The sequence below is a fragment of the Caldimonas mangrovi genome, assembly GCF_023721835.1.
Taxonomy (GTDB): Bacteria; Pseudomonadota; Gammaproteobacteria; order Burkholderiales; family Burkholderiaceae_C; genus Caldimonas; species Caldimonas mangrovi.
In genome coordinates this window covers 77,756-98,769 of record NZ_JAMKFE010000012.1, presented here as the reverse complement: position 1 = coordinate 98,769, position 21,014 = coordinate 77,756, and the positions used below count along the sequence as shown (strand labels likewise).

Here is a 21,014-nt window from a genome sequence, read left to right as displayed (position 1 = left end):
GATGGCCATGCGATACATCATGTGCGCTACCTTGATCGTCGGCGCGAGCCTGCCCGGCGCGGCCCAAGGGCAAGTGGTCATCGATGACCGGCTGACGGGGGCGTCGAGCAGCTACGACTGGCAGGCGCTGAACGGTGCCTGCCTGACGGCCGGCAACAACACCGGCAGCATCCCCGCGTGCGTGGGGCTGCCCTACTACGGCAGCGCAATGCATGTGGGCGGCATTTCGGGGCGCCTGCCCGACCCGCCGGGCTTCGGGGCGCTGCGGCTCACCAACGGCGACGTTGCGCAGAAGGTGCACAACGTGAACACCGGCCAGGGCACCAACGCGATCTTCCAGACCGGTGCGGTGGTCTCGAAGTTCACGTTCCCGACGCACCGCGGCCTGCGCGTCAGCTTCACCAGCGTGACCTATGGCGGCAACAACCTGGACGGGCATGGCGCGGACGGCATGAGCTTCTTTCTCGCCGACGGATCGCGGCCGGTCGACGTGGGCGCGCCGGGCGGGAGCCTGGGATACAGCTGCAAGAACCAGCTGATCGGGTTCGACCGGGCGACGGGCAGCTTCGACGCCATTCCCGGCAATCCGCTCGACATCCCGCAAACCTATGACGGCGTCGACGGCGGGTACCTGGGCATCGGGATCGACGAATACGGCAACTTCGCGAACCCCGCCGACAACACCGATACGGGGCCGGGCTTCAAGCCCGGCCGCATCACCTTGCGGGGCGCAGGCGACACACGCTGGTCGCGCCTGAACAAGGACTTTCCGCACTACTACCCTTCCTCGCTGAGCTTGCTCAAGCAGGCAGAAGCCGTGCGCAACACCTGCGCGACCGGCAGGCTGTGGAACTACGGCACCACGGGCGTGAACACCGACGTGCCGCTGGACTTCAACTATCCGTACCTGGCCTCCAGCGACTTGCCGCCCGGCGTGACGATCGAGAACCAGCAGGCGGTGGACCGCCCCGCGCGCGGCGCTGCGGTGCCGATCACCTATACGCTGGACCTGTCGCAGGACGGCGATCTCGACTTCTCCTACAGCATCGATGGCGGCATCTCACAGCCGGTGCTCGTGGGCCGCCGCATCACCGAGTCCAACGGTCCGCTGCCGTCGTCGTTTCGCTTCGGCTTTTCCGGCAGCACGGGCGGCGGCAGCAATGTGCATGAGATCACCTGCTTCAAGGCTGCGCCCTGGGACCGCGCCAACACGTCGGCGGGCACCGACGTGCAGCCCACCGCGCGCGTGCGGGCGGGGTCGCAGCTGTACCTGGTGCTCAACCACCCGCTGAACTGGTGGGGCCAACTGACCGCACACGACCTGCTCGAGGACCCGGCGACCGACACGCTGTCGATCCGCAGCACCGCCAACTGGGATGCCAACTGCGGTCTCACGGGCGGCGCCTGCCCGGCGGTCGGCACCGGTGCGCCAGCCGTGGCGGCCCAAGCGCCGTCGGCACGCACCATGTTGAGCTGGAACGGCACCAGCGGGGTGCCGCTGCGATGGGACGCGTTGTCGGCGGCGCAGCGCAACGCGCTCAGCGCGGCCGACGGCCGGCCGGCGCCCGAGCGCCTCGACTACCTGCGCGGCCATCGGGAGGCAGAGATCCGGAACGGCGGCCGCTTGCGCACGCGCACCGGGCTGCTGGGCGACATGCTGAACTCCAGCCCCACCTGGGTGGGCGCCCCGTCGGCGCCGTATGACGGCCCCTGGGTCGACGGCATCACCGGCCAGACCGGCGCGGAAGGGCAGTCGTACGCGGCGTATCGCAACAGCCATGCGACTCGCACGCCGGTGGTCTACGTCGGCGCCAACGACGGGCTGTTGCACGGCTTCCGGGCCGGCGGCGTCAATGACGGCAGGGAGTTGCTGGCTTACATGCCGGCCGAGGTGGTCGAGCGCATCCACTCGACGACACCGGCCCTCGATTTCTCCGGCAGCAAGTACGCGCACAACCTGTACGTCGACGCGACACCGGGCGCCGGCGACCTGTACGTGGGCGGTGCCTGGCGCACCTGGCTGGTCGGTGGGCTGGGCCCTGCGCGCAACAACACCGGTGCAGTCGGAGACCGCACCACCGCGGTGTCCGGCGCGGTCTATGCGCTGGACGTGACCGACCCCTCGCGTTTCGCTGAAGACCGCGCCGCGGCGATCGTCAAAGGCGAGTGGAATTCCGCGTCGATCACCTGCGTCAACCATGGCTCGTGCGGCGCGCACCTGGGCGCGGTGGTCGGCACGCCGGCCATCCGGCGCCTGCACGACGGCAGCTGGGCGGCACTGTTCGGCAACGGCATGAACAGCGCCGCAGGTGGTGCCGGCCTGTTCATCATGCGCATCGACCGGGCCACCGGCGCCATCACGTTCCGCTACCTGGCGGCGGGCGTGGGCGGCTCGGGCAACGGCATCGCCAATGTCACGCCGGTCGACCTCGACGGCGACCACATCACCGACTACGTGTATGCGGGCGACCGCCTCGGCAACGTCTGGCGCTTCGATCTGGCCTCGTCCGACCCTGCGCAATGGGCCGCCTCGGCGACGCCTCTGTTCAGTGCACCGGGCCGGCCGGTCACCGGCAAGGTGGTGGTGGCCTCTGTCCCGGGCAGGGGCGCTGGCGCATTGCCGCGCGTGGTGGTTTCTTTCGGCACCGGCGAGAAGCTCGAACAGACCCTGACCGGCGCCGCAACCTACGCCAGCGGCGGCCAGGCCTTGTACGGCGTGTGGGACGCCGACTTCGACGAATGGAACGGCAGGACGCGCACCGGCGCCCGGTATGCCAGCCTGCCGGCGACGGCGACCGTCACGCCGGCACAACTCGTCGCCCAGACGGTCTCGACCCGGCCTTCGCCGCAGGCCGGCGACGTGCGCACGGTGAGCCGCTTCGACGTCTGCTGGAAAGGCAGCAGCGCCTGCTCCGGCAGCAACGAGCACATGGGCTGGACCCTGCCGCTGGGCAGCGACGAGCAGGTGCTCTACAACCCGGTGCTGGCGTACGGCATGTTCCTGGTCAACACCACCGTGCCGGAAACTTCCGATCCGTTCACCTGCTCGCGCCGCGCGCAGGGCGGCTACACCATGGCCGTCTCGGTCGAGAACGGCGGCGCCGCCAGGACGCCGTTCTTTTCCGACGCCGGCGTGCCGGACGTCGCCGGGCTGGCACTGGGGGCCACCGGCAGCCCGGCGGTGGTGACCACGCGGCGCAAGGCCTTCCTGGTGCAGCAGACGTTTGCAGGAGGCGGCCGCGTCACGCGCGTGCAACCCGCACCCTCCGGGCCGGGCGGGCGGCTCAACTGGATCCAGCTGCGCTGACCATGCCACGTGCCGCCATGTCGGGCCGCTGCCGCGGCTTCACCCTGATCGAGCTGATGATCGTGGTGGTGGTGGTCGCCATCCTGTCGGCGCTGGCGTTTCCGAGCTATGTGGAGGCGGTGCGCAAGTCCCGGCGCGCCGAGGCCAAGACCGCGCTGCTCGAACTCGCCGCCCGGCAGGAACGGTACTTCACCACCCACAACGCCTATGCCGAAACGCCACCGTTTCTGGGCTATGCGGGCAGCGAATTTCCTGTGGAGGTGCGCTTCGGCACCACGGCGTACTACCGCCTGCACCTCGAGCTCACGTCGGACGCGAGCGGCTGGCGTGCCGTCGCCGAGCCGACCCCGGCCCAGGACGCGGACGCCTGCGGCAGCTACACCATCGACCACCTGGGCATCCAGGGCGTGACGGGTGGTCGGTTGCCGGTGGACGCCTGCTGGTGAGCGACGGCCGCGGCGGGCGCCGCGGCGAGACACAGGCGCCCCCTCCCGGGTGCAATGCCCTGACTGTCAGCTGCGACCCGTGCCCGTGGCCTTGACCGCCGCGGTGGCGATCTGCAACGCGGGGTGCGCGTTGGCTGCGAACTCGCCGGTCTTCACGGCGAGGTTCAACAGCGCCGAACTGCGGGCGCCCGGTGGCGGCTCGACGGGCGTGCCGTCGGGCGAGACGGAGCGGAAGGCCTGGACGGTGCTGCTGGCCGCCTGAGCCAGCTCCACCGCGGACACGACGGCTCCGGCGATCGGCGCGATGCGGCCGGCTACGAGCTGTGCGGCCGCGCCTGCGTTCTGCAGCGTCGACGCTGCGGTCTTGAAGGCCGAGCCGGCACCCTGCAGCGCTTGCGGCGCGGCTTGCAGCAGCGTTCCTGCCTGTTGCGCCAGGGCGCTGGCCTGCTGCAGTCCGTCGGCCGCGAGGTTCAGTCGTTCGGGGGCCTGCTGGAGCCCCTGCGAGGCGCTCGACAGGAAGTTCTTCAGCGACGCATTGGAGGCGCGCGGCGCTGTCGTCTTGCCGTGCGCCCCGGCGTGCGCGCCGTGCGCCGTGAGGCCGCCCGGCGTGACGGAGGCCGGTGTGGAGCTCGTGGCCGCTCGGTTCGTGTGCTGGGGCGCCGACCCTCCTGACGGCAGGTGCGGCGCTTGCGTGCCGATGCGGGAAGAAGAACTCACGGCCGTGGCTCCCGGTAGATCGTGGGTCAATCCGGCCGCGGCTGCGTCCCGACCGTCGCAGCCGCCGGCCGCGGTGGCGAGTACTGCAGCCCGATCGCGACGCGGCCTGTCCACCAGACGACCCGCGTGCTGCCCGGCAGCTGCACCAGGCCCGTCCGGGACGGGGGAACGAAGGGCGTGGCGGCGCCCGGGAAGCTGCTGCCGGGCGCCGGTGCGGAGGACAGATACTGGGACATGGCGAAGGCCCTGCTGGCTGCAATGCGCAGCGCTTCGCGCTGCAACGGGTCACCTGTGCACGGTTCTCGCGCGGGTGGCCGTTGCATCATCGCGTGCCCGGGCCGCCAGGTGCCGCGCCGCACGCGAAGCTTCGAACGGCAGACGCGAAGCGCACACAGGAAACAAGGCGGCGACACGCGCCCCCGGTGGCATGCTGGAAGCAGGAGCGTTGCCCCACATGCATTTCATCGGAATCACGCTGCTCGCGACGGGATGCGCCGTCATCGCATCGCTCGCGGTGTTCACGCTGCGGCTCGGCATTTCGCCCATGCCGAGTTCGTTCAAGGCCTGTTCGGCGATGCTCGAGGCTGCCGGGCCGGTGGGGCAGGCGGACGTCGTCGACCTTGGGTCCGGCTGGGGCACGCTCGCGATCCGGTATGCGCGCCGCCATCCTGGCTGTCGGGTCGTCGGCTACGAGCTGTCTCCGATACCGTGGGCGGTCTCCGTGCTGCTCAAGCGCTTGCTGCGGCTGGAGCGTCTTTCCTTCCATCGCAAGGACTTCCGGCAGGCCGACCTGCCTGCCGGCGCCGTGTTGCTGTGCTATCTGTACCCCGCCGGCATGCAGGCGGTCGAGGCCAAGCTTCGCAAGGGTGAGTGGCGCCCGGCGCTCGTCGTCAGCAACACGTTCGCGTTGCCGTCGCGGCACCCCGACGCGGTGATACGGCTGGGCGATCTGTACCGCACGCCGATCTACATTTACCGGGGCGTGTGACCAGGCGCTAGACGTGCGGCAGCAACACGTCGAGGTCGCTGTCCGCGGGGTCGTAGACCGTGGTGTCGGCGAGCAGCACGGTCGGCAGCTCGGCGAAGGTCGCCAGGAACTTGCCGAACTCGGTCGTTGCATGTCCGTTGCACGGCCATCGGGCCAGCAACTGGTAGCCGGTCGATGTGCGGCCCACCGCGATGCCGAAGTCGGCCATCAGTTCCGTCGTCAGCTGCAACGCCGACTCGGGGGTGCCGTCGAGCAGCGCGTTGTGCAGCGTGATGATCATCAGCAGCGCGACACCGGTCGGCGGACATTCGAAACGGATTTCGGCCTTGTCCAGCCGCAACTTTCCGGCCGCCGCGATCTGGCAGGTCTGCTGCTCCGACAGACCCATCGCCAGCAGGCTGTCGATCAGGCAGTTGCTGATGCGCGCCTGGCGTTGGCCTTCGTCGTGCGGTCGCTCGGGGTGGCGAGGCAGCATGAACGCCTCGATGTGCGCGTGAGCGATCGGCGCGGCCTCGGTGGCGGCCAGGCTCTCGGCGCATTGCCACAGCTCGTGCATGCGTTGCAGCTGGCGGGCCAGTCCGATCGGGTCGTCGGCCGACGAGAACAGCTGGGAGGTCAGCAACGGTTGTTCGTCGTCGTCGAGGCCGAACGCGAAGCTGCCGTGGCGCATTACGGCGGTATTGGCGCACAACAGTGTGTTGTGCCACAAAGACCGGTCCATGCGGGCCGGCCGTGGCACCGGTGCGCGCGCCTGCCACGGCGCAGCGCGCTCGTGCAGCGGCTGCACCGTGATGCAGCACGGGTCGAGGCGGATGTCCATCGGTCCGGGCAGCATGGTGGTTCCTTCGCACGCCATCATGCAGGCTGCCTCGAAGACCGGTTGCGGGTAGCCCCAGATGCGCCGGTGCGTCACCGGCGATGTGGGGGGCGTGGAGTCAGGTGCCATCGAGAGCCTCGTCTTTCGGTGTGACAGGGCGTGTGCCGCCCCGCGATGCGCAGAAGAAGCGGGCGGGAAGTGGGTGTTTCCGCGCCGCGCGCTGCGAGGGATCTGCCTGGCTGCGCAGTACCGGTGTGCGGGCGAAACGCGGGCGTGTAGCACCGCGTTGCCGGCGTCCGGCGCTTGTTCCACGAACTTGCTTGACCGCACGGTAGCTGACCGCCCGGACCTGGAGAGAGGCGAGGGCGAAGAACCGGAGCGCATGCCGAAGCAGTGTGGGGTCGCACGCTCGAGCGTCGATGCCCGGCCGTCCCAGGTTTCCCCCGCTCCGCTTCAGGACGCTCACACCGGGCAGCTGTACAGCATCAGCTCGACATGAGGCGCCACCTTGTCTTGTGCCGGCCAGAAGGCGCCGATCGAGACCTCGTGATAGCCCAGCACCTCGATCGCCAGGCGCCCCGGGTCCACGCCTCGGTCCATCAGGTGGCTGCGCAGCGCCTGCGCGCGTGGGTAGGGCTTCGGCCCGGGCCGCTGGCGCAGATGGAAAGGCGGGTTCTCGGCCAGCGTGACGCAAACGCCGGGCTCGCGATCCAATGCGTCTGCCAGCACGTCGAGGAACGCGACGGTGGAGCGCGTGGCATGCAGGCTGCGTTGCGCAAAGGCAGCGGCGATCGGCATGCGCATGAACACCCGGTCGTCGGACGTGCGGTCGACCGTGGCGGCTCCTTGTTCGAGCGCCGCCTGCTGCATCTTGCGGGCGACGGCTCGCAGGTCGGCGCTCCAGCGCCGCTCGGGTGCCGGTGTGGCCTGCCTGCCGGCGGGGGGGGCGGCCACGGGCCGCACCTCGATCGGCGTCGGCGGCGCGTCGAGCGCCCGCTGCCGCGCGGTGCCGGCACAACCGGCCAGGCAAAGGGCGGTGAGCGCCAGAGACGGCGCACGCCAGAGGCGGCCCTTCACCGGGGCCTCCCGGGGCCGCGCAGCCCGGCTTGTGCCTGGGCGACCACATGGTGCAGCGTGGGCAGCCGGTCGAGGTCGAGTCCGGGCGGCCGGGATGGCGCCCAGGGCCGAGCGGGCGGTGTGGCCATGCCGCCGTCCTGCTGGCGGCGATGAGCGGCCAGCCACTGCAGCAGCTCGTCGGCGAGCAGCAGGCTCTCTGCCACCGACAGCGTCCGGTACATCGCCGGATACAGCTCGCGGCGCATGAGTTCGACGTACTGCTTCAGGTCGTGCCGCACCCGGCACAGCGAGCGATAAGCGCTCGCCTCCCTGCCGCAGTAGCGCAGCAGCGCCTCGGCGGTACGGCGGCGCAGGCGCTCGTGGGCCTGCAATGCCGACGGCGGTATGCCGATCTCGGCGGCCACCAACGACGGATAGATCACATCCTCCAGCGCCAGCAGGTAGGTGGCGATGCGCCGCAGCAGCGGCTCGCCGGCGGCGTGCCGGCCTGAATCGTCCGGCTGCGCGGCACAGTCGTGGAAGTCGCGCGAAAATCTGCGCGTTTCCCGATCGAGCAGGTCGAAGACGTCCATGCGTGTAAGCCCTCCTGAAACGCTAGGTTCGCAAGCCGTGGTCGGTGCGCAGGCACAGCGTCATGCTTCGGCCCCCCTGGCGCGCGGTGCCGCTGCCCGGGAACGCACCTTGCGGAACAGGATGTGCACCGAAGCGCCGAGTCCGGTGATCGCCAGTGCGAGCCGGTCGAGTTCGTTCCGCGATTCCGCGTCGACCTCGTCGGGTTCCGGCACCCTGCGCTCGGAGGTGATCGCGGCGTTCGACAAGTCGTCGGCATAGCGGCGCATGCGCTCGAGCGGCACCACCACGCGCCGCTTGACGAACAGGGCGAGCAGCAGATGTGCGCCCAGTGCGGCGGCCAGAACGGCCCAGCCGGCCGGCGGCAGGCTTTCGGACAGCACCTGAGCCACCGATGGCACCGGGGCCGACACGCTCACGATGCGCGACGGCGCGGCGGTGCCGTCGAGCGCGCGCGCGTACAGCAGCAGCTCGCCGCGCCGGACGTGATACTCGCGCCGGCCGCCGTCCTTCAGCACACCGAGCGCCTCGACGCCGAAGGCATCGGGGGCGTCGAACTCGGTGAAGCCGCTGGTGCCGAAGATGCGCAGCTGCAGGCGCGAGCGCGACAGTCTGGCGATCTCGGCCAGTTCGTCCTGGATCAGCGCCGGATTCTTGATGTAGTACGCGTCGACGCGCTCCAGCGCGCTGCGGTCCAGGCGGAACGGGTTCACCCGCATGCCGGCCAGGTGCTGGAAGTCCTGCGCATTGCTGGCGTACACGCGCTGCTCGAGGTAGCTGCCGGCGCGCGCCGGGTTCACGCCGCGCAGGTGCACCGCCAGCCCCCCATAGTGCGAGCCCCAGGTACCGACGTGCTGCGCCATGTCGGCGACGGCTCGTGCCTCGCTCAGCGTGCGGTGAGCCGCCAGCGCGTGTGCCGTCGTGAACACGGCGCACAGGCTCGCGGCGGCCGCCAGCAGCGTCAGCACGCCCAGTTGCCACGACAAGGGCCGGTGATCGAACGCGCGCAGCATGGCTTACTCCTCGAGCCCGAAGCAGGCGAGGAAGGACGCGCGGCGCCGGTCGCTGGTGATGTGTTGCGCCAGCTCGCGTGCCAGTTCCTCGGCGGTCGGGAAGGCGCCGTCGTTGGCACGGGACCACGCCTCGATGGCTTCGTCGACCAGCACACAGGCGGCCGGACCGAGCCGGCCGTGCGTCATCAGTGCGGGCGTCAGCTGCAGGCTGAGCATGTGTTCCGGCGCATCTTCGGGCAGGTCGCCGCCGGCATCACCTCGCCGGTCTCGATACAGCCCGGACAGGCGGGCGGCGATCGCGGCGGCCTCGCGCTGGATCACGTCGTCGGCACCATTGGCGCGCGCCCAGAGCTTCTGGGCCGGGTCGGCGCTGTCGGACAGCAGAAAGATCCGCACCTCCTTCGACGCCGATCTCAGCAGGCGCGCGAGGCGCACCCCTGACATGCCGTGACCCAGGTGGCCGAAGTCCGCGAATACCGTGCCATGACGCCGGTCTCGCCAGAGCTTCCACCCCGCGCCCGCACCTCGTGCCACGTCCGCCCAGTCGCCTCCGGGGTAACCGCGGCTGGTGACGAGCAATGGCCGCGAAATCTCCTGCGTCGTTCCTTCCATTGAGTGCTCCATGCGGTGACGTGCATCGGGGCCGCGTGGCGGGCGGCCGCGCGCCTGATGACACGATGTTGGACGCCTCGCTGCTGCGGTCTGCGCCGCGTGCGAAGCGATGTCGGGGATTGCGCAGCCGCCATGGCGTGTCAGTGCCGGCGCTGCGGCGCTTCGTGCGAATGGCGCGTGTCGTCGCCGCGGCCGTGGCCGCCGCGGGGCGCGTGTTCCGTCCGGCTCAGGAACTGCATCGCCAACGCGACCACGGCGACCGCGAGCGCGATGCCGAGCAGCACCGCGCGGCCGTGGTGCCGTCGCTGATGTTGCTCCTGCTCGTGGCGGGGGCGTCCGACGGAAGGGGGCGCGGCAATGCGAGCCCCGACTCGCCGCACCGGGGGGCTCGGCAGCACCGGCTCGGCGGGCTGCATCTGCGCGTACACCAGGCTGCGGACGTGCGGCTCGAAAATGCGCTCTGCGTCTGCGACGGCATGCACCGCCGCGCCGCGCGGGTCGTCGGTCAGCTCCACAAGGCCGCTCTGCGGCGTGTGCTCCTCGGCGATCGCCTGCACCGTCGTCTCGCTGTCGGCGACTTCCACCGGCGCTGCAGCGCCCGGAATGCATACCGTGCGCGTGAGGATGCTGAAGACGCGATCGGTGAGGCTGCGCTCGCGGCCCGGCCGCGACGCGCTGCGCGGCCCTGTGCTGTCGGCTGGGGAAGCGGTCGTCGCGACCGGCGTCCGCGAGGCCGCCGGCGGGACGATGCTGCGGGTGTGCGAGTTCGGCCACATGGCAGGCACGGACAGGTGGTCGCGCAGCCACCGGCGCCGACGGTGTCAGCGCCGGTGGCTGCGCCGCGTCACTGCAGGTCTTCGGGTTCAGTGCCTGGCGTGGCCGGGAAAGGAGCGCCGCCGCGCAGCATGGTGGTCGGCGTTTCCTTGAAGAAGTGCCGGTAGTTCTGCGTCAGCGTGGAGCGGTTCGTCATGCCCCAGCGCTGCGCGACATCGAGCACATTGGGACGGTCCGGGGCTTCGCGCAGCTCCTTGCGGATGCCGTCCATGCGTTTGCGGCGGATCAGCTCGGCGGGGGCCATGCCCAGATGCGAGCGGAACGCCATCTGCAGCGCGCGTTCGGTCACGTCGATATGAGCCGCGACTTCGCGCACCGACAGGTCGCGGTCGTCGAGGTGTTCCACGATGTACTGGTAGGCACGCCGGTAGCGCAACGGCAGCAGCATCTTCATCGAGTCGTTGTGATCGGCCATCTGCTGCTTCTCCAGACAGCGGGAGTAGGGCAACTGCGCCAGCTCCGCCCGCAGGCGGCCCATTGCCTGGTTGACGTGTTCCTTGTACAGACGCAGAGCGTCGGCATGGCGGCCCTGCAATGCATAGATGCGCGAGATGCAGTACTTCAACTCGAGCGAATAGCGGTGGCGGCGCACGCTTTCCTCGTCGTGGGCCAGGCTCTCCAGCACGTCGTGTGCGGACTTGGCCTCGCCGTTGCCGACCAGTGCGAGCGCGGCCTCCACGCGGCATTCGCACTCGTGGCCGGACAGCTTCTGCTGCCGCACGAAATGCAGGTTCTCGACGATGTTCGCGGCCTGCTCGGTCTTGCTGCGGTGAGGTAGCAGCGCAGCCAGGAAGGTCAGGCGCCGCCGCGCGATGACCAGGTCGTCGAACTCGCCGGCCAGCTCGAGCAATTGCGCCCGACTGTACGAAGGCAAGCCCGCGCCGACGCTGATCGGTGCGGCATCGCTGCCTTCGTCGAAGGCACGCAGGCCGCTCAGCACGCTGCTTTCCATGCGCGTCGCCTCGAGCAGGCGCTGCAGGATCATCGGGGTGTGCGCCTGGGCCATCACCTGCGCGTGGCTCAAGGTCCGGTCGGCACGGCGGTACTCACCCAGGCCGCGCAGCGACACGCTCAGCCCCGCGAGCGCCTCGACGCGCAGCGGCACCGGCGCGGTTTCGTCGTCGGCCACCGTGTTGAACGCGTCCGCTGCCCGGCTGAGCCGGTTCAGCGCCAGCTGCATCGCGCCCTGGTCCATCGACGACATCCATCGCACGCAGGCCCGCGACGACATCTCGTAGATGCGCAGTTGCCGGCGGAACAGCTCCTCGGCTTCTTCCTCGCGACCCAATGCAATGAGCGAACGGCCCACGATCTGCCCCAGCAGGGCATGCGAGTCGGCGGCCTGAGGCGAAGGGCGTTTCTCCAGCCGGACCATGGCGAGGCGCACCGCTTGAGTGAGCTGCCCCTGCATCACCATACGGACGGGCTCGTCCTGCAGGCAGGTGCGAATACATGTCAGTGCAAGCATCAACATCTCGACATCCTCTTCGTATGGGTGGTGTGGAATTCCACGGATGCGATTGATGCTAGGAGTGCGGGCCGTGACGATGTTCACACCTGCTCGACGAAATCCTCAACTTTGTTCATATCGACAGTAACGGCCTGTGCGTGGGTGAACGTCCCTGTCGGCCCGAGCGGAATCCTGGTGCGTTGCAGCATGCACAGGCAGCGAGTCCGACGGGCATGGTTCGACGGTGCGGGTCGAGCGCCGGCTTCAGGAGGCTCGGCGATGGGGCGCCTCTGAACTGAAAGCCGTGCGGTCCCGTCACGTGCAAGCACGCAGCCGAAGATGGCGGTGACGTCCTTGGCGATCGACAGACCGATGTCGCGTTGCAGCGCGACGCGGGCTGTCCTGCAGATCTGTCGAGGAAGTTCCCAACGCGCCGTAAGCACGGGGCTGAGTGTTGTGCGACCTGATGCGGCGATGCGGCCGCACGTCAGCTCGCCACCGGCCTCGCCCATTGGAAGTGCGGACGGTCGACACCGCGAGCCGCGAGGGCGTCGATGGGTGACGACACCTGCACAGGCAGCCATGCAAACACCGCGGGTTCGCCGGGCACCGGGGCGTTGATGTTCTTGGTCGCGGGCTGAGTCCTGACGGTGGCGGTTGCCGCGGACCGCGAGTCGTCTGCCTGGGGAGAAGGGGTGGCCGCCGGCAGCATCGGCGCTGACGGTGTGGCACCGGTGGTCGGTACGGACGGCAGCAGCGGCACTTGCAGCTCAGCTCGTGCCGGTGCGCTCCCCGCGCCCGGTTGCAGGCGGGGCGCCGCAGAGCCCGGCGCGAAGGTCGGCGGCCGAACTCGGAGCATGCTGCTCGGGTTCAGCTGCCCGTTGCGGGCCTTCAGTCCGGCGCAAGCGGCGAACTGCTGCTGCACCGAGGCGCTGGCCGACCTTTGCGGAGGGCTGAGCACCGGCGTCTCGCCGGTAATGAGTGACCTGGCACCGCGGGCCAATCCTGAAAAGTTGACGGCCATGCTGTCAGAACGAACGCTCGGAACCGCACCCGAGCAGACAATGGGTCGGTGGCCTGCTCGTGTGCGTTTTCATGCGGAGCAGCAGATCAGCGCTCTTCCGGCGAGGTGGGCGCGTCGTTGCGCGGTGCCGGGGTGGACGACTGCGCCGTCATCTCGACATCGGACGGCTGTTGCCGTGCACGACGGGCGGCATCGTGCGCCGCGATCACCGGCTGGCCCTCGAACCACGGCTTGACGGCTGCCGCGACGCCGGCGCCCAGCACGCCGGCCTGGATGCCTCGGTGCGCAAGGTCTTTGGTCGTTTCGGGCAAGGCCGCGGCGATTGCAGGGCCCGTCACCCCGGCAGCGGCGAGCGGCAAGGTGGACTTTCCCATGAGCAAGGTGCGGTCCGCCACGCCGGCCGCGATGTTGCGCGCCGTGGCTGTCTTGGTCGGGCCTGTGAAGCGGTCCGGAATGTCGAGAGGCGCTCCCACTTTGAAAGGTGCCACGGGGACCATCGGAGCGGGGCCGTTCCCGTCGTGCCGAGCATCGGGCACCTGGACGCGTTCGCGAATCATCTCGATGGCGGCCGTTGCTCCAGTGCCGGCGCCCGCCGTGGCCGAGATCGCGACGGAAATGCCGATGTGAGGCAGCGCACCGGCGGGTTGCATGCCTTGGCCGAAGCCGCGTGCGGCGTTCTCGATACCAAAGATGACCTCACCAGCATGCACGTGTGCGTCACCGCTGATGGCCCCAAGTCGCTTGTGCGCGTCCTGAATCTGGGTTCGCAACGCAGCGACCCCTTCCGCACCGTAGGGCTGCCCGTCCGGGCGCAAGAGGTCCGCGACATGGTCGGGCACCAAAGCTTGCAACTGTTCGGGCACGATCTGACGGCCCGCAAGGGCCGCCGCCCGGGGGGCCACAACGTTGCCTGCCGCTGCTCCTATGCCGCCCCCGATGGTCGCGCCGACCCATTGTGCGATGGCATTGGTCATCATCATGGCAGTCTGTTTTTCGTTCTGCTCGTGATAGCTGACGTTGTCCGGCCCCAAGCCCAGGAGCTGAGGCGAATCGAACGCTGCCCGCACCACGATATCCGCAACGGCGGCGCCGATAGCCCGGCCTGCACCGAACGCGGATGCCGCGCCGACGCCGACGTTTGCCGCCTGAAAAATGATGCCTTTGATGACGTCAGGATTCGACAGCTTCATCGTGTCGGTGCGCGCCACGATGTCGTCGAACGTGCGGATGGCGGCGTCCCGCACCGAAGCCACGCTTTGCACGTCCTGTGGGCGTCGCGTGCCTTGCGCGGCTTGCGTGCTTTGCACATGCGTGATCTCGTCGCCTCCCTGTGGCGTCGTCGGCCTCGACAGCGTGGTCTGAGGCGCACGAGACCCCGAGTTTCGAGCTGCTGATCGCTGCGGCAGGGCGGCGTGTATCTCGTCCGAGTTGTGGGACTGAGACGTCCCGGCTCTTGCAGTTTGCTCGGAGGTGGTCGGAGCCCCAGGCGGGGTGGAAGTACGGGACGAGGTGGGTTGCACGCCAGACATTTGACGATCTCCTAAGTTCTTGAATCGAAGGTGACGCTCGATGCGCCGTTGTGTGCGGCGCACCCGTGCCGCACCGGGGAGATCATTCCGATGTGCGGAAAGCCGGTGCGCTTCCGGACGAAGATCTCGAAGCAGGACCGAAGAGCAGAAATCGCGGTGCTCGGGGCCTGATCCAGCCGGTGGCGAAGCGCGCGTCGATGGCCGTCGCAGCCTGCGAAGGCGTTCTGAAGTTCTTTCGCTTGCCGCCGCATCGCTTCGTCTTGCCGCACACGCGTGCCGAGCACGGATGCGCCAATGCCTTCGTACCTCAAGCCGCGGAGGCCTACCTCTCCATGCGCGGCAAACGAGCTGGGAAAGGAATTCAGCATGCCAGATATATCCAGGCCCGTTGGGCCGAGCAGCCCGGTCGGTGGCAACGTTCCTCCGGGGCAGACGAACGAAGCGCAACGGCCTGCCGGACAAAGCACCCAGCAGACGCCGGCGCACCAGTTGTCCAGTGCACCACGCTCGAACGGGTCGGACCGCATGAGCCAGTTGCGTGCCAAATTGCCGAAGCTGGACACCAGTGGCAAGAACTCGCCTGCCAGCCCGACCGGCGATGCGTTCAAGACGGCACTCAGCTCGCCCACGTCCAGCGTGCCCAGTTCGCCGACCTTGTTGAACTCGACGTTCTCGGCGTCTTCGAAAAATGCGTCGGGGACTCAGACGCCCGACACGCCGATGAGCACCCACAACATGGGCGTACCTGGAGGCCCCGGAGGTCCTGGGGGACCGGGAGGCCCGGGAGGCCCGGGAGGGCCCGGAGGCGGAGATGGCGGGCTGCACCCGGCAAGCAACATGGCGGGAGCCCAGGCCGGTGACGCGACGCAGGTGATGCAGCAGATGTACGCGCAGCAGCACCAGATGATGTTGCAAGAGGTGCAGATGAAGCTGGCCACCTCGGTCGACTCGATGGTCTCCAAGGCAGCCGACGCAGTGGGCAGCCGCATACGGGGTTCCGGCGACGGCATGAAAGAGGCCGCACGGTAATCTGACCTGGATAACGTGGAGTGGGGGCGCACCGGCCTGGCCTGCGCCCCCTGGGCGCGCACAAGGGCTGCCATGTCGGGCGAAAAGACCGAAGAGCCGACCGAGAAGAAGCTCAAGGACGCACGCGAGAAGGGCGAGTCGCCCAAGAGCCCGGACGTCAACGCGGCGCTCGGGCTGTTTGCACTGACGGTGTGTCTCGCACTCGCGTCGAGGTCGTCGGCCGAGCATCTGTTCAAGATGTTCGCGATCGTCTACGAACGCGGCATCCTCGCGCAGACCAACGACGACGTGTTCGCCGTCGTGTTCGACATCGTCAAGGAGGGCGGGCTGGTGGCGCTGCCGTATCTGGCCGTCGCGGTGGCGGTCGGGCTGGTTGCGTCGTTCGCGCAGGTCGGTGTGCAGGTCACCTTCAAGCCGATCACGCCTGACTTCAACAAGGTCAATCCTGCGTCCGGCATCAAGAAGATCTTCTCGGTCCGCTCGCTGGTCGACTTTCTCAAGATGGTGTTCAAGGCGATCGTGCTCGGTGCCGTGGCGACGGCCATCTGCATGAGCCTGTTGCCGCTTCTCGTCGGTGCCAGCCTGCACAGCCCGGAAGGCGTGATCGCGCTCGGCTGGAGCGCGATGCTCAAGCTGTTCGGAGCCGCGATCATCGTGTTCGTCGTCATCGGTCCCGTCGACTTCGCGGTGCAGAAGTGGCTGTTCATCCGCGACCAGCGCATGTCCAAGGACGAGGTCAAGCGCGAGCACAAGGAGATGGAAGGCGACCCGCAGCTGAAGGGGCAGCGCAAGCAGATCGCCCACGAGATGGCCAACGAGGCGCCGCGTGCGTCGGTGCCCGGGGCCTCGGTGGTGGTGGCCAACCCGACGCACTACGCAGTGGCGCTGAAATACGTGCCCGGCCAGACGCCGTTGCCCGTCGTCGTGGCCAAGGGCATCGACGCACAGGCGCTGGAGATTCGCGCCATCGCAGCAGAACATCGCGTCCCGGTCGTCGTCAATCCGCCGCTTGCGCGTCAATTGCACCGCGTGCCGGTCAACGACAGCGTTCCGGAGGCGCTGTTCGAGGCGGTCGCCGCGGTGCTGCGATGGGTTCGCCTGATGGAGCAGCTCACGCGCCACGTTTCGGGCAGCGCCGCGGAATCGGTCCACGGTGCAGCCCAGCCGGACAAGGGAACCAAGCCATGAAGTTCGAGATGCCCGCGGGCCTGAGCAACGACCTGACCATGGCGATGGTGGTGGTGGCCATCGTCGGGCTCATCGTGCTGCCGTTGCCGCTGGCAGTGATGGACACGCTGCTGGCGATCAACCTGACGATCAGCGTTCTGCTGTTGATGATCACGCTGTTCATCCCGAACGCGATCGCGCTGTCGTCGTTTCCTTCGCTGTTGCTGTTCACGACGATGTTCCGGCTGTCGCTCAACATTGCGTCGACCAAGATGATCCTGCTGGAGGCCGAGGCGGGCGAGCTGATCTCGAGCTTCGGCGAGCTGGTGGTGGGCGGCAACCTGGTGGTCGGCATCACGGTGTTCCTGATCATCACCATCGTGCAGTTTCTGGTGATCTCGAAAGGTGCCGAGCGCGTGGCCGAGGTCGGGGCGCGCTTCACGCTCGACGCGATGCCGGGCAAGCAGATGAGCATCGACGCCGACCTGCGAGCCGGCATCATCACCGGCGAGGAGGCCAAGCGCAAGCGCGGGCTGCTGGCGATGGAAAGCCAGATGCACGGCGGCATGGACGGTGCGATGAAGTTCGTCAAGGGCGACACCATCGCAGGCCTGGTGATCACGCTGATCAACATGCTGGCCGGCATCGTGGTCGGCACGATGTACCACGAGATGACGGCCGGCGAGGCGGCGCACCACTTCCTGGTGCTGTCGATCGGCGACGCGATGGTGTCGCAGATCCCGTCGCTGTTCATCTGCGTGGCCGCCGGCGTGCTGATCACGCGCGTGGCCGACGAGCACCAGCTCAAGCCGAAGTCGCTGGGCCAGGAGATCGTCGGCCAGATGACCGGCAGCGACCGGGCGATGTACCTTTCGGCCGCGATGAGCGTCGGCATGGGCGTCATCCCGGGGTTCCCGACGCTGCAGTTCCTGGCGCTGGCGATCGGGCTGTGCGTGGCCGGTCATTTCCTGACGAAGCGCCGGCGCAAGGCCGAGGCGCAGGTGATCTCCAAGCCGATCAAGGCGTTGCAGCGTGAGGGCGCCAAAGGCGAGCCCCCGTCCATCCTGCAGCAGCAGCCTCCGTTCTCGAAGCCGCTGTGCGTTCGCATGTCGCGCGACCTGGCGCTGCTGCTCGAGGCCGAGCGGCTGGACGACGCCATGCAGACCGAGCGTCACCGTCTGCAGGCCAGGCTGGGCCTGCCGTTTCCCGGCGTGACGATGTGGGTGGCCAAGGAGATGCAGGGATTGCAGTTCGAAGTGCTGCTCAACGACGTGCCGCTGAAGCTGGTGTCGGTGCCCGGACGGCTGATGATGCTGTCGGCCGCGAACTCGCCGCTCGCGCCCAAGGCGCAGCGGCACGGTCCCGTGCTCGACCACGACGAATCGCTCTGGGTGAAACCCGACGCCGTGCCCGAGGCCGAACGCGGCAACTGCCTGGACCTGGAGGATGTGATGGCACGCCAGGTGATGCACCTGCTCAGGGCCCACGCCCACATGTTCATGGGTGTGCAGGAAGTGCAGTGGGTGATCGACAAGGCCGTGCAGGACTACCCGGGCTTGGTCGCCGAAGTACAGAAGATCATGCCGACGCAGCGCATCGCCGAGGTGTTGCGACGCCTGCTTGAAGAGCAGGTGCCGATCCGCAACCTGCGCAGCATCTTCGAGAGCCTCATCGTCTGGGGCCCGAAGGAGAAGGACATGCTGCTGCTGACCGAGTACGTGCGCGGCGATCTCGGGCGCTACCTCGCGTACGAGGCCTCGGGCGGGCAGGCCTTCGTGCAGGCCATCCTGCTCGACGCCAGCGTCGAGCAGGCGATCCGCCAGTGCATCAAGCCGACACCGGCCGGCAACTACCTGGCGATGCCGCCCGAGCATGCGGCCGTGATCACCGAGAAGGTGGTTGAACTGGTGGGTGCGCCGCCCATGCCCGGCCTGGCGCTGGTGACCTCGATGGACATCCGCCGCTACGTCAAGAAGATGATCGAAGGGCGGCTGGGATCGCTGAAGGTGTACTCGTTCCAGGAACTGGGCAACCTGGTCGAGCTGCGGCCGGTCGGGCGCGTCGCCGTCTGACCGATGCGCGAGCGGAGCCGGGCATGAGCGACGACGAGGTTCGACGGCCGCGCCGCATCATCCCGGCGCCGCCGCCTCTGCACGGACAGCCTGCTGCGCCTGCCCCGCCGCGGCAGGTCGAGCGCTTCCAGCGCGTGCTTCAGCAAGGCCGTCGCTTCGACGTGAGCCTCGGGCGGGCTGCGCAAGCAAGCACGGCCCCACGCGGTGACACGCCGGTCCCGGCCGACGGCAGAACCGCCGCACAGCGCGGCGCGGGCGTCGCGCCGGGTGCGACGGCTGCCCCGCCCGGCGCGATCCGGCCGCCCCGGATCGTCGAGGCCGCAGCGCCGGCGGAGATGGACAGCGGCATGCCGGCGGGCGCCCCCCCGGCGTCACCGGCAAGCGCAGAGCGGCCGCCGACGTTCGGTGGCGAGACCGGCGACTGGGATGTCGAACTGGTGCGCGTGATCGTCACGCTGTGCGTCAGCACCGACCCCGCCATCGAAGCCTGGTCGGTCGTGGTGCCGCTCGACGAGCGTGTGCTGCCGCAAACCGAGCTGCACCTCACGCTTTCGCGGCACGCCCTGTCGCTTCGCTTCCAGACGCAAGCCACGCAGTCGATGCGGCTACTGTCCAGGCATCGGCCTTCGCTGGCCGCGATGCTGCACCAGGCCCTACCCGGGGATCGAGAGATCGACATCGACCTGACATGACTGCCGCTACCGCGCTCCGACCAGCCGAGACCACGTCGTGGACCCCGATCGCCGTGCGGCTGCCGCAGGTGGCGCGCACCGCAGCGCGAGTCTCCCGGCTGGTCTGTGACGAGCGCTTCCAGCGCTGGTTGTCCGCGGTCACCGAGGATCCCTCGCTGCAGGTCTACGTGGCGCGGTCGCGCGCGCCGCTGCTGCTGCTCGAGATCGAGGCGAGCGAAGGCCGCGTACGGGTGGGGCTCGAGCAGGAAGCATTGACGCCCGCTTTGAGGGCCGCCCTGGCGCTTGCCGACGCCGGCATGGCTTGCCAGGTGGCCACCCTGCTGCTGGCCGAGGTGCTGCAGCGGTTCTCGCCGGCACTCACCGGGGCCCGGGTCGTCGCGTGGGAGCGCAGCGATCGCGCGCATACCGGCTTCGTGCTCGCGGTCGGTGGCCTGCGCGTGGCGCTGTGCGGCGCCGACACCCGAAGCACGGCGCACCTTTCGTCGTTCCTCGCACACGTCGGTGCCGACCTCGGCGAGTGGGCCGGTCTGCGCCTGAGCGGCCGCGTGCGCTTCATGGTGCGGTACTGGCGTGATGGATTCCTGGCGTCGCTGCGCAGCGGCGACGTGGTGCTGCTCGGACGGGCCGTATACGAGCAGACACTGATCATCGGTATCGGCCAGACCCTACAGGTGCACACCCAGATGTCGACCGACACTCCCACGCTACATGTCGCGGACGAGCCCTACATGGCGTCGGACGCGGTGAACCCGCCGGACGCCGCCGGCCAGGGCATCGAGGACTTGCAACTGCCGGTGGTCTTCGAGGTCGACACGGCGCGTGTGAGCCTGGCCGAACTCGCCGCGATGCGGCCCGGCTACATGGTCGAGCTCGACGCGCCGTTGTCGGAGGCGACCATCCGGCTCGTCTGCCAGGGGCAGACCGTGGGACACGGACAACTCGTGGCCATCGGCGAGCAACTGGGTGTACGCATCACCCGCATGGGCCTCGAGCATGGTCAGCATCCCCAGCGTTGACCCGGTTTCGCTGCTGCTGGTCGTGCTCGGGCTGGCGGTGCTGCCGTTCGCCGCGATGGTGGTGACCTCGTACGCCAAGATTGCTGTGGTGCTCGGCCTGCTGCGCAATGCGATGGGCGTGCAGCAGGTGCCGCCCAACATGGTGCTCAACGGCATCGCGCTGATCGTCTCGTGCTACATCATGGCACCCATCCTGATGGACGCGTCGCGCGCGCTCACGGTGGGCAATGCGCCGCAAGGCACCGAGTCCAACGCCCAGCAGGTGCTGGCTGCAGCCGATGCCGCGCGCGAGCCGTTTCGCCGCTTTCTTGCCAAGCACGCGCACGAGCGCGAGAAGCGGTTCTTCCTCAAGTCGGCGGAGCTGATCTGGCCGCCGGAGCATGCCAAGCAACTGAAGGAAGACGACCTGCTGGTGCTGGCACCGGCCTTCCTGTTGACCGAGATGGCCGCGGCCTTCCGCATCGGCTTCCTGCTGTACCTGGCGTTCATCATCGTCGACATCGTGATTGCCAACGTGCTGCTCGCGATGGGGCTGTCGCAGGTGACGCCGACGAACATTGCGATCCCGTTCAAGCTGCTGCTGTTCGTGGTGCTCGACGGCTGGTCGCGGCTGATCCACGGCCTGGTGCTCACCTACAAATGAAGGGACCGCAG

21 protein-coding genes are annotated in these 21,014 nt (G+C 68.8%); 9 read left to right on the top strand and 12 right to left on the bottom strand.

Features of this window, described 5'->3' with window-relative positions:
- Nucleotide 1 precedes the first annotated feature (1 nt).
- Together M8A51_RS18425 and M8A51_RS18420 are read left to right on the top strand one after the other, a co-directional pair.
- Nucleotides 2–3,307, top strand: coding sequence for a pilus assembly protein (locus tag M8A51_RS18425; RefSeq protein ID WP_251779987.1), 3,306 nt, complete (start codon nucleotides 2–4; stop codon nucleotides 3,305–3,307).
- A gap of 2 nt (nucleotides 3,308–3,309) precedes the next feature.
- Nucleotides 3,310–3,753: a type IV pilin protein gene (locus M8A51_RS18420; protein WP_280926094.1), complete on the top strand. Its 444-nt coding sequence runs from the start codon at nucleotides 3,310–3,312 to the stop codon at nucleotides 3,751–3,753.
- A 66-nt stretch (nucleotides 3,754–3,819) separates the two neighbouring features.
- Here the strand turns inward: M8A51_RS18420 and M8A51_RS18415 are convergent, their stop codons facing one another.
- Together M8A51_RS18415 and M8A51_RS18410 are read right to left on the bottom strand one after the other, a co-directional pair.
- Nucleotides 3,820–4,470, bottom strand: coding sequence for a hypothetical protein (locus M8A51_RS18415; protein ID WP_251779986.1), 651 nt, complete (start codon nucleotides 4,468–4,470; stop codon nucleotides 3,820–3,822).
- 26 nt (nucleotides 4,471–4,496) lie between these two features.
- A complete protein-coding gene (locus tag M8A51_RS18410; protein WP_251779985.1) occupies nucleotides 4,497–4,706 on the bottom strand; it encodes a hypothetical protein in 210 nt (69 codons plus the stop codon).
- A gap of 218 nt (nucleotides 4,707–4,924) precedes the next feature.
- Between M8A51_RS18410 and M8A51_RS18405 the strand changes: the two genes are divergently transcribed.
- The gene (locus M8A51_RS18405; protein WP_251779984.1) at nucleotides 4,925–5,458 is read left to right on the top strand and encodes a class I SAM-dependent methyltransferase; all 534 of its coding nucleotides are present in this window, start codon (nucleotides 4,925–4,927) and stop codon (nucleotides 5,456–5,458) included.
- 7 nt (nucleotides 5,459–5,465) lie between these two features.
- Here the strand turns inward: M8A51_RS18405 and M8A51_RS18400 are convergent, their stop codons facing one another.
- The 10 genes from M8A51_RS18400 to M8A51_RS18355 form a co-directional block, all read right to left on the bottom strand.
- The gene (locus M8A51_RS18400) at nucleotides 5,466–6,404 is read right to left on the bottom strand and encodes a hypothetical protein (protein WP_251779983.1); all 939 of its coding nucleotides are present in this window, start codon (nucleotides 6,402–6,404) and stop codon (nucleotides 5,466–5,468) included.
- A 333-nt stretch (nucleotides 6,405–6,737) separates the two neighbouring features.
- Nucleotides 6,738–7,352: a hypothetical protein gene (locus tag M8A51_RS18395; protein WP_251779982.1), complete on the bottom strand. Its 615-nt coding sequence runs from the start codon at nucleotides 7,350–7,352 to the stop codon at nucleotides 6,738–6,740.
- Nucleotides 7,349–7,924: a hypothetical protein gene (locus M8A51_RS18390; RefSeq protein WP_251779981.1), complete on the bottom strand. Its 576-nt coding sequence runs from the start codon at nucleotides 7,922–7,924 to the stop codon at nucleotides 7,349–7,351. Before M8A51_RS18390 ends, M8A51_RS18395 begins: the two co-directional genes overlap by 4 nt.
- Before the next feature lie 60 nt (nucleotides 7,925–7,984).
- Nucleotides 7,985–8,935, bottom strand: coding sequence for a hypothetical protein (locus M8A51_RS18385; protein WP_251779980.1), 951 nt, complete (start codon nucleotides 8,933–8,935; stop codon nucleotides 7,985–7,987).
- A gap of 3 nt (nucleotides 8,936–8,938) precedes the next feature.
- Nucleotides 8,939–9,547 (bottom strand): response regulator, encoded by a 609-nt coding sequence (locus M8A51_RS18380; RefSeq protein WP_251779979.1) that lies wholly within the window; start codon nucleotides 9,545–9,547, stop codon nucleotides 8,939–8,941.
- Nucleotides 9,548–9,687: 140 nt separating this feature from the next.
- Entirely contained in the window at nucleotides 9,688–10,323 is a 636-nt protein-coding gene (locus M8A51_RS18375; protein ID WP_251779978.1) for a hypothetical protein, read from the bottom strand.
- A gap of 68 nt (nucleotides 10,324–10,391) precedes the next feature.
- Nucleotides 10,392–11,855: a helix-turn-helix transcriptional regulator gene (locus M8A51_RS18370; RefSeq protein WP_251779977.1), complete on the bottom strand. Its 1,464-nt coding sequence runs from the start codon at nucleotides 11,853–11,855 to the stop codon at nucleotides 10,392–10,394.
- A gap of 77 nt (nucleotides 11,856–11,932) precedes the next feature.
- Complete coding sequence (locus M8A51_RS18365) at nucleotides 11,933–12,343, bottom strand: hypothetical protein (protein ID WP_251779976.1); 411 nt, start codon at nucleotides 12,341–12,343, stop codon at nucleotides 11,933–11,935.
- Between the two features lie 598 nt (nucleotides 12,344–12,941).
- The gene (locus tag M8A51_RS18360) at nucleotides 12,942–14,162 is read right to left on the bottom strand and encodes a hypothetical protein (protein WP_251779975.1); all 1,221 of its coding nucleotides are present in this window, start codon (nucleotides 14,160–14,162) and stop codon (nucleotides 12,942–12,944) included.
- Between the two features lie 233 nt (nucleotides 14,163–14,395).
- A complete protein-coding gene (locus M8A51_RS18355; RefSeq protein ID WP_251779974.1) occupies nucleotides 14,396–14,992 on the bottom strand; it encodes a hypothetical protein in 597 nt (198 codons plus the stop codon).
- 229 nt (nucleotides 14,993–15,221) lie between these two features.
- Here M8A51_RS18355 and M8A51_RS18350 point away from each other — a divergent pair, with 229 nt between their 5' ends.
- The 6 genes from M8A51_RS18350 to sctR all read left to right on the top strand — a co-directional run bounded on the left by M8A51_RS18350 (nucleotide 15,222) and on the right by sctR (nucleotide 21,003).
- A complete protein-coding gene (locus M8A51_RS18350; RefSeq protein ID WP_251779973.1) occupies nucleotides 15,222–15,413 on the top strand; it encodes a hypothetical protein in 192 nt (63 codons plus the stop codon).
- A 72-nt stretch (nucleotides 15,414–15,485) separates the two neighbouring features.
- Nucleotides 15,486–16,601 (top strand): type III secretion system export apparatus subunit SctU, encoded by a 1,116-nt coding sequence (sctU, locus tag M8A51_RS18345; RefSeq protein ID WP_251779972.1) that lies wholly within the window; start codon nucleotides 15,486–15,488, stop codon nucleotides 16,599–16,601.
- Nucleotides 16,598–18,652 (top strand): type III secretion system export apparatus subunit SctV, encoded by a 2,055-nt coding sequence (sctV, locus tag M8A51_RS18340; RefSeq protein WP_251779971.1) that lies wholly within the window; start codon nucleotides 16,598–16,600, stop codon nucleotides 18,650–18,652. The genes sctU and sctV overlap by 4 nt, the downstream gene beginning before the upstream one ends.
- 23 nt (nucleotides 18,653–18,675) lie before the next feature.
- Nucleotides 18,676–19,344 carry a type III secretion HpaP family protein gene (locus M8A51_RS18335; protein WP_251779970.1) on the top strand — a complete coding sequence of 223 codons (669 nt, stop codon included), beginning with the start codon at nucleotides 18,676–18,678 and terminating at the stop codon, nucleotides 19,342–19,344.
- Entirely contained in the window at nucleotides 19,341–20,360 is a 1,020-nt protein-coding gene (locus M8A51_RS18330; RefSeq protein WP_251779969.1) for a FliM/FliN family flagellar motor switch protein, read from the top strand. Before M8A51_RS18335 ends, M8A51_RS18330 begins: the two co-directional genes overlap by 4 nt.
- Nucleotides 20,338–21,003: a type III secretion system export apparatus subunit SctR gene (gene sctR / locus M8A51_RS18325; RefSeq protein WP_251779968.1), complete on the top strand. Its 666-nt coding sequence runs from the start codon at nucleotides 20,338–20,340 to the stop codon at nucleotides 21,001–21,003. Before M8A51_RS18330 ends, sctR begins: the two co-directional genes overlap by 23 nt.
- The last annotated feature ends 11 nt before the right edge of the window (nucleotides 21,004–21,014 follow it).

Coding starts and splice junctions, on each gene's coding strand:
- M8A51_RS18425 (WP_251779987.1), top strand. CDS start 2: ATGGCCATGCGATACATCATGTGCGCTACCTTGATCGTCGGCGCGAGC.
- M8A51_RS18420 (WP_280926094.1), top strand. CDS start 3,310: ATGCCACGTGCCGCCATGTCGGGCCGCTGCCGCGGCTTCACCCTGATC.
- M8A51_RS18410 (WP_251779985.1), bottom strand. CDS start 4,706: ATGTCCCAGTATCTGTCCTCCGCACCGGCGCCCGGCAGCAGCTTCCCG.
- M8A51_RS18405 (WP_251779984.1), top strand. CDS start 4,925: ATGCATTTCATCGGAATCACGCTGCTCGCGACGGGATGCGCCGTCATC.
- M8A51_RS18400 (WP_251779983.1), bottom strand. CDS start 6,404: ATGGCACCTGACTCCACGCCCCCCACATCGCCGGTGACGCACCGGCGC.
- M8A51_RS18390 (WP_251779981.1), bottom strand. CDS start 7,924: ATGGACGTCTTCGACCTGCTCGATCGGGAAACGCGCAGATTTTCGCGC.
- M8A51_RS18385 (WP_251779980.1), bottom strand. CDS start 8,935: ATGCTGCGCGCGTTCGATCACCGGCCCTTGTCGTGGCAACTGGGCGTG.
- M8A51_RS18380 (WP_251779979.1), bottom strand. CDS start 9,547: ATGGAAGGAACGACGCAGGAGATTTCGCGGCCATTGCTCGTCACCAGC.
- M8A51_RS18375 (WP_251779978.1), bottom strand. CDS start 10,323: ATGTGGCCGAACTCGCACACCCGCAGCATCGTCCCGCCGGCGGCCTCG.
- M8A51_RS18370 (WP_251779977.1), bottom strand. CDS start 11,855: ATGTTGATGCTTGCACTGACATGTATTCGCACCTGCCTGCAGGACGAG.
- M8A51_RS18365 (WP_251779976.1), bottom strand. CDS start 12,343: ATGGGCGAGGCCGGTGGCGAGCTGACGTGCGGCCGCATCGCCGCATCA.
- M8A51_RS18350 (WP_251779973.1), top strand. CDS start 15,222: ATGGCGGGAGCCCAGGCCGGTGACGCGACGCAGGTGATGCAGCAGATG.
- sctU (WP_251779972.1), top strand. CDS start 15,486: ATGTCGGGCGAAAAGACCGAAGAGCCGACCGAGAAGAAGCTCAAGGAC.
- sctV (WP_251779971.1), top strand. CDS start 16,598: ATGAAGTTCGAGATGCCCGCGGGCCTGAGCAACGACCTGACCATGGCG.
- M8A51_RS18335 (WP_251779970.1), top strand. CDS start 18,676: ATGAGCGACGACGAGGTTCGACGGCCGCGCCGCATCATCCCGGCGCCG.
- M8A51_RS18330 (WP_251779969.1), top strand. CDS start 19,341: ATGACTGCCGCTACCGCGCTCCGACCAGCCGAGACCACGTCGTGGACC.
- sctR (WP_251779968.1), top strand. CDS start 20,338: ATGGTCAGCATCCCCAGCGTTGACCCGGTTTCGCTGCTGCTGGTCGTG.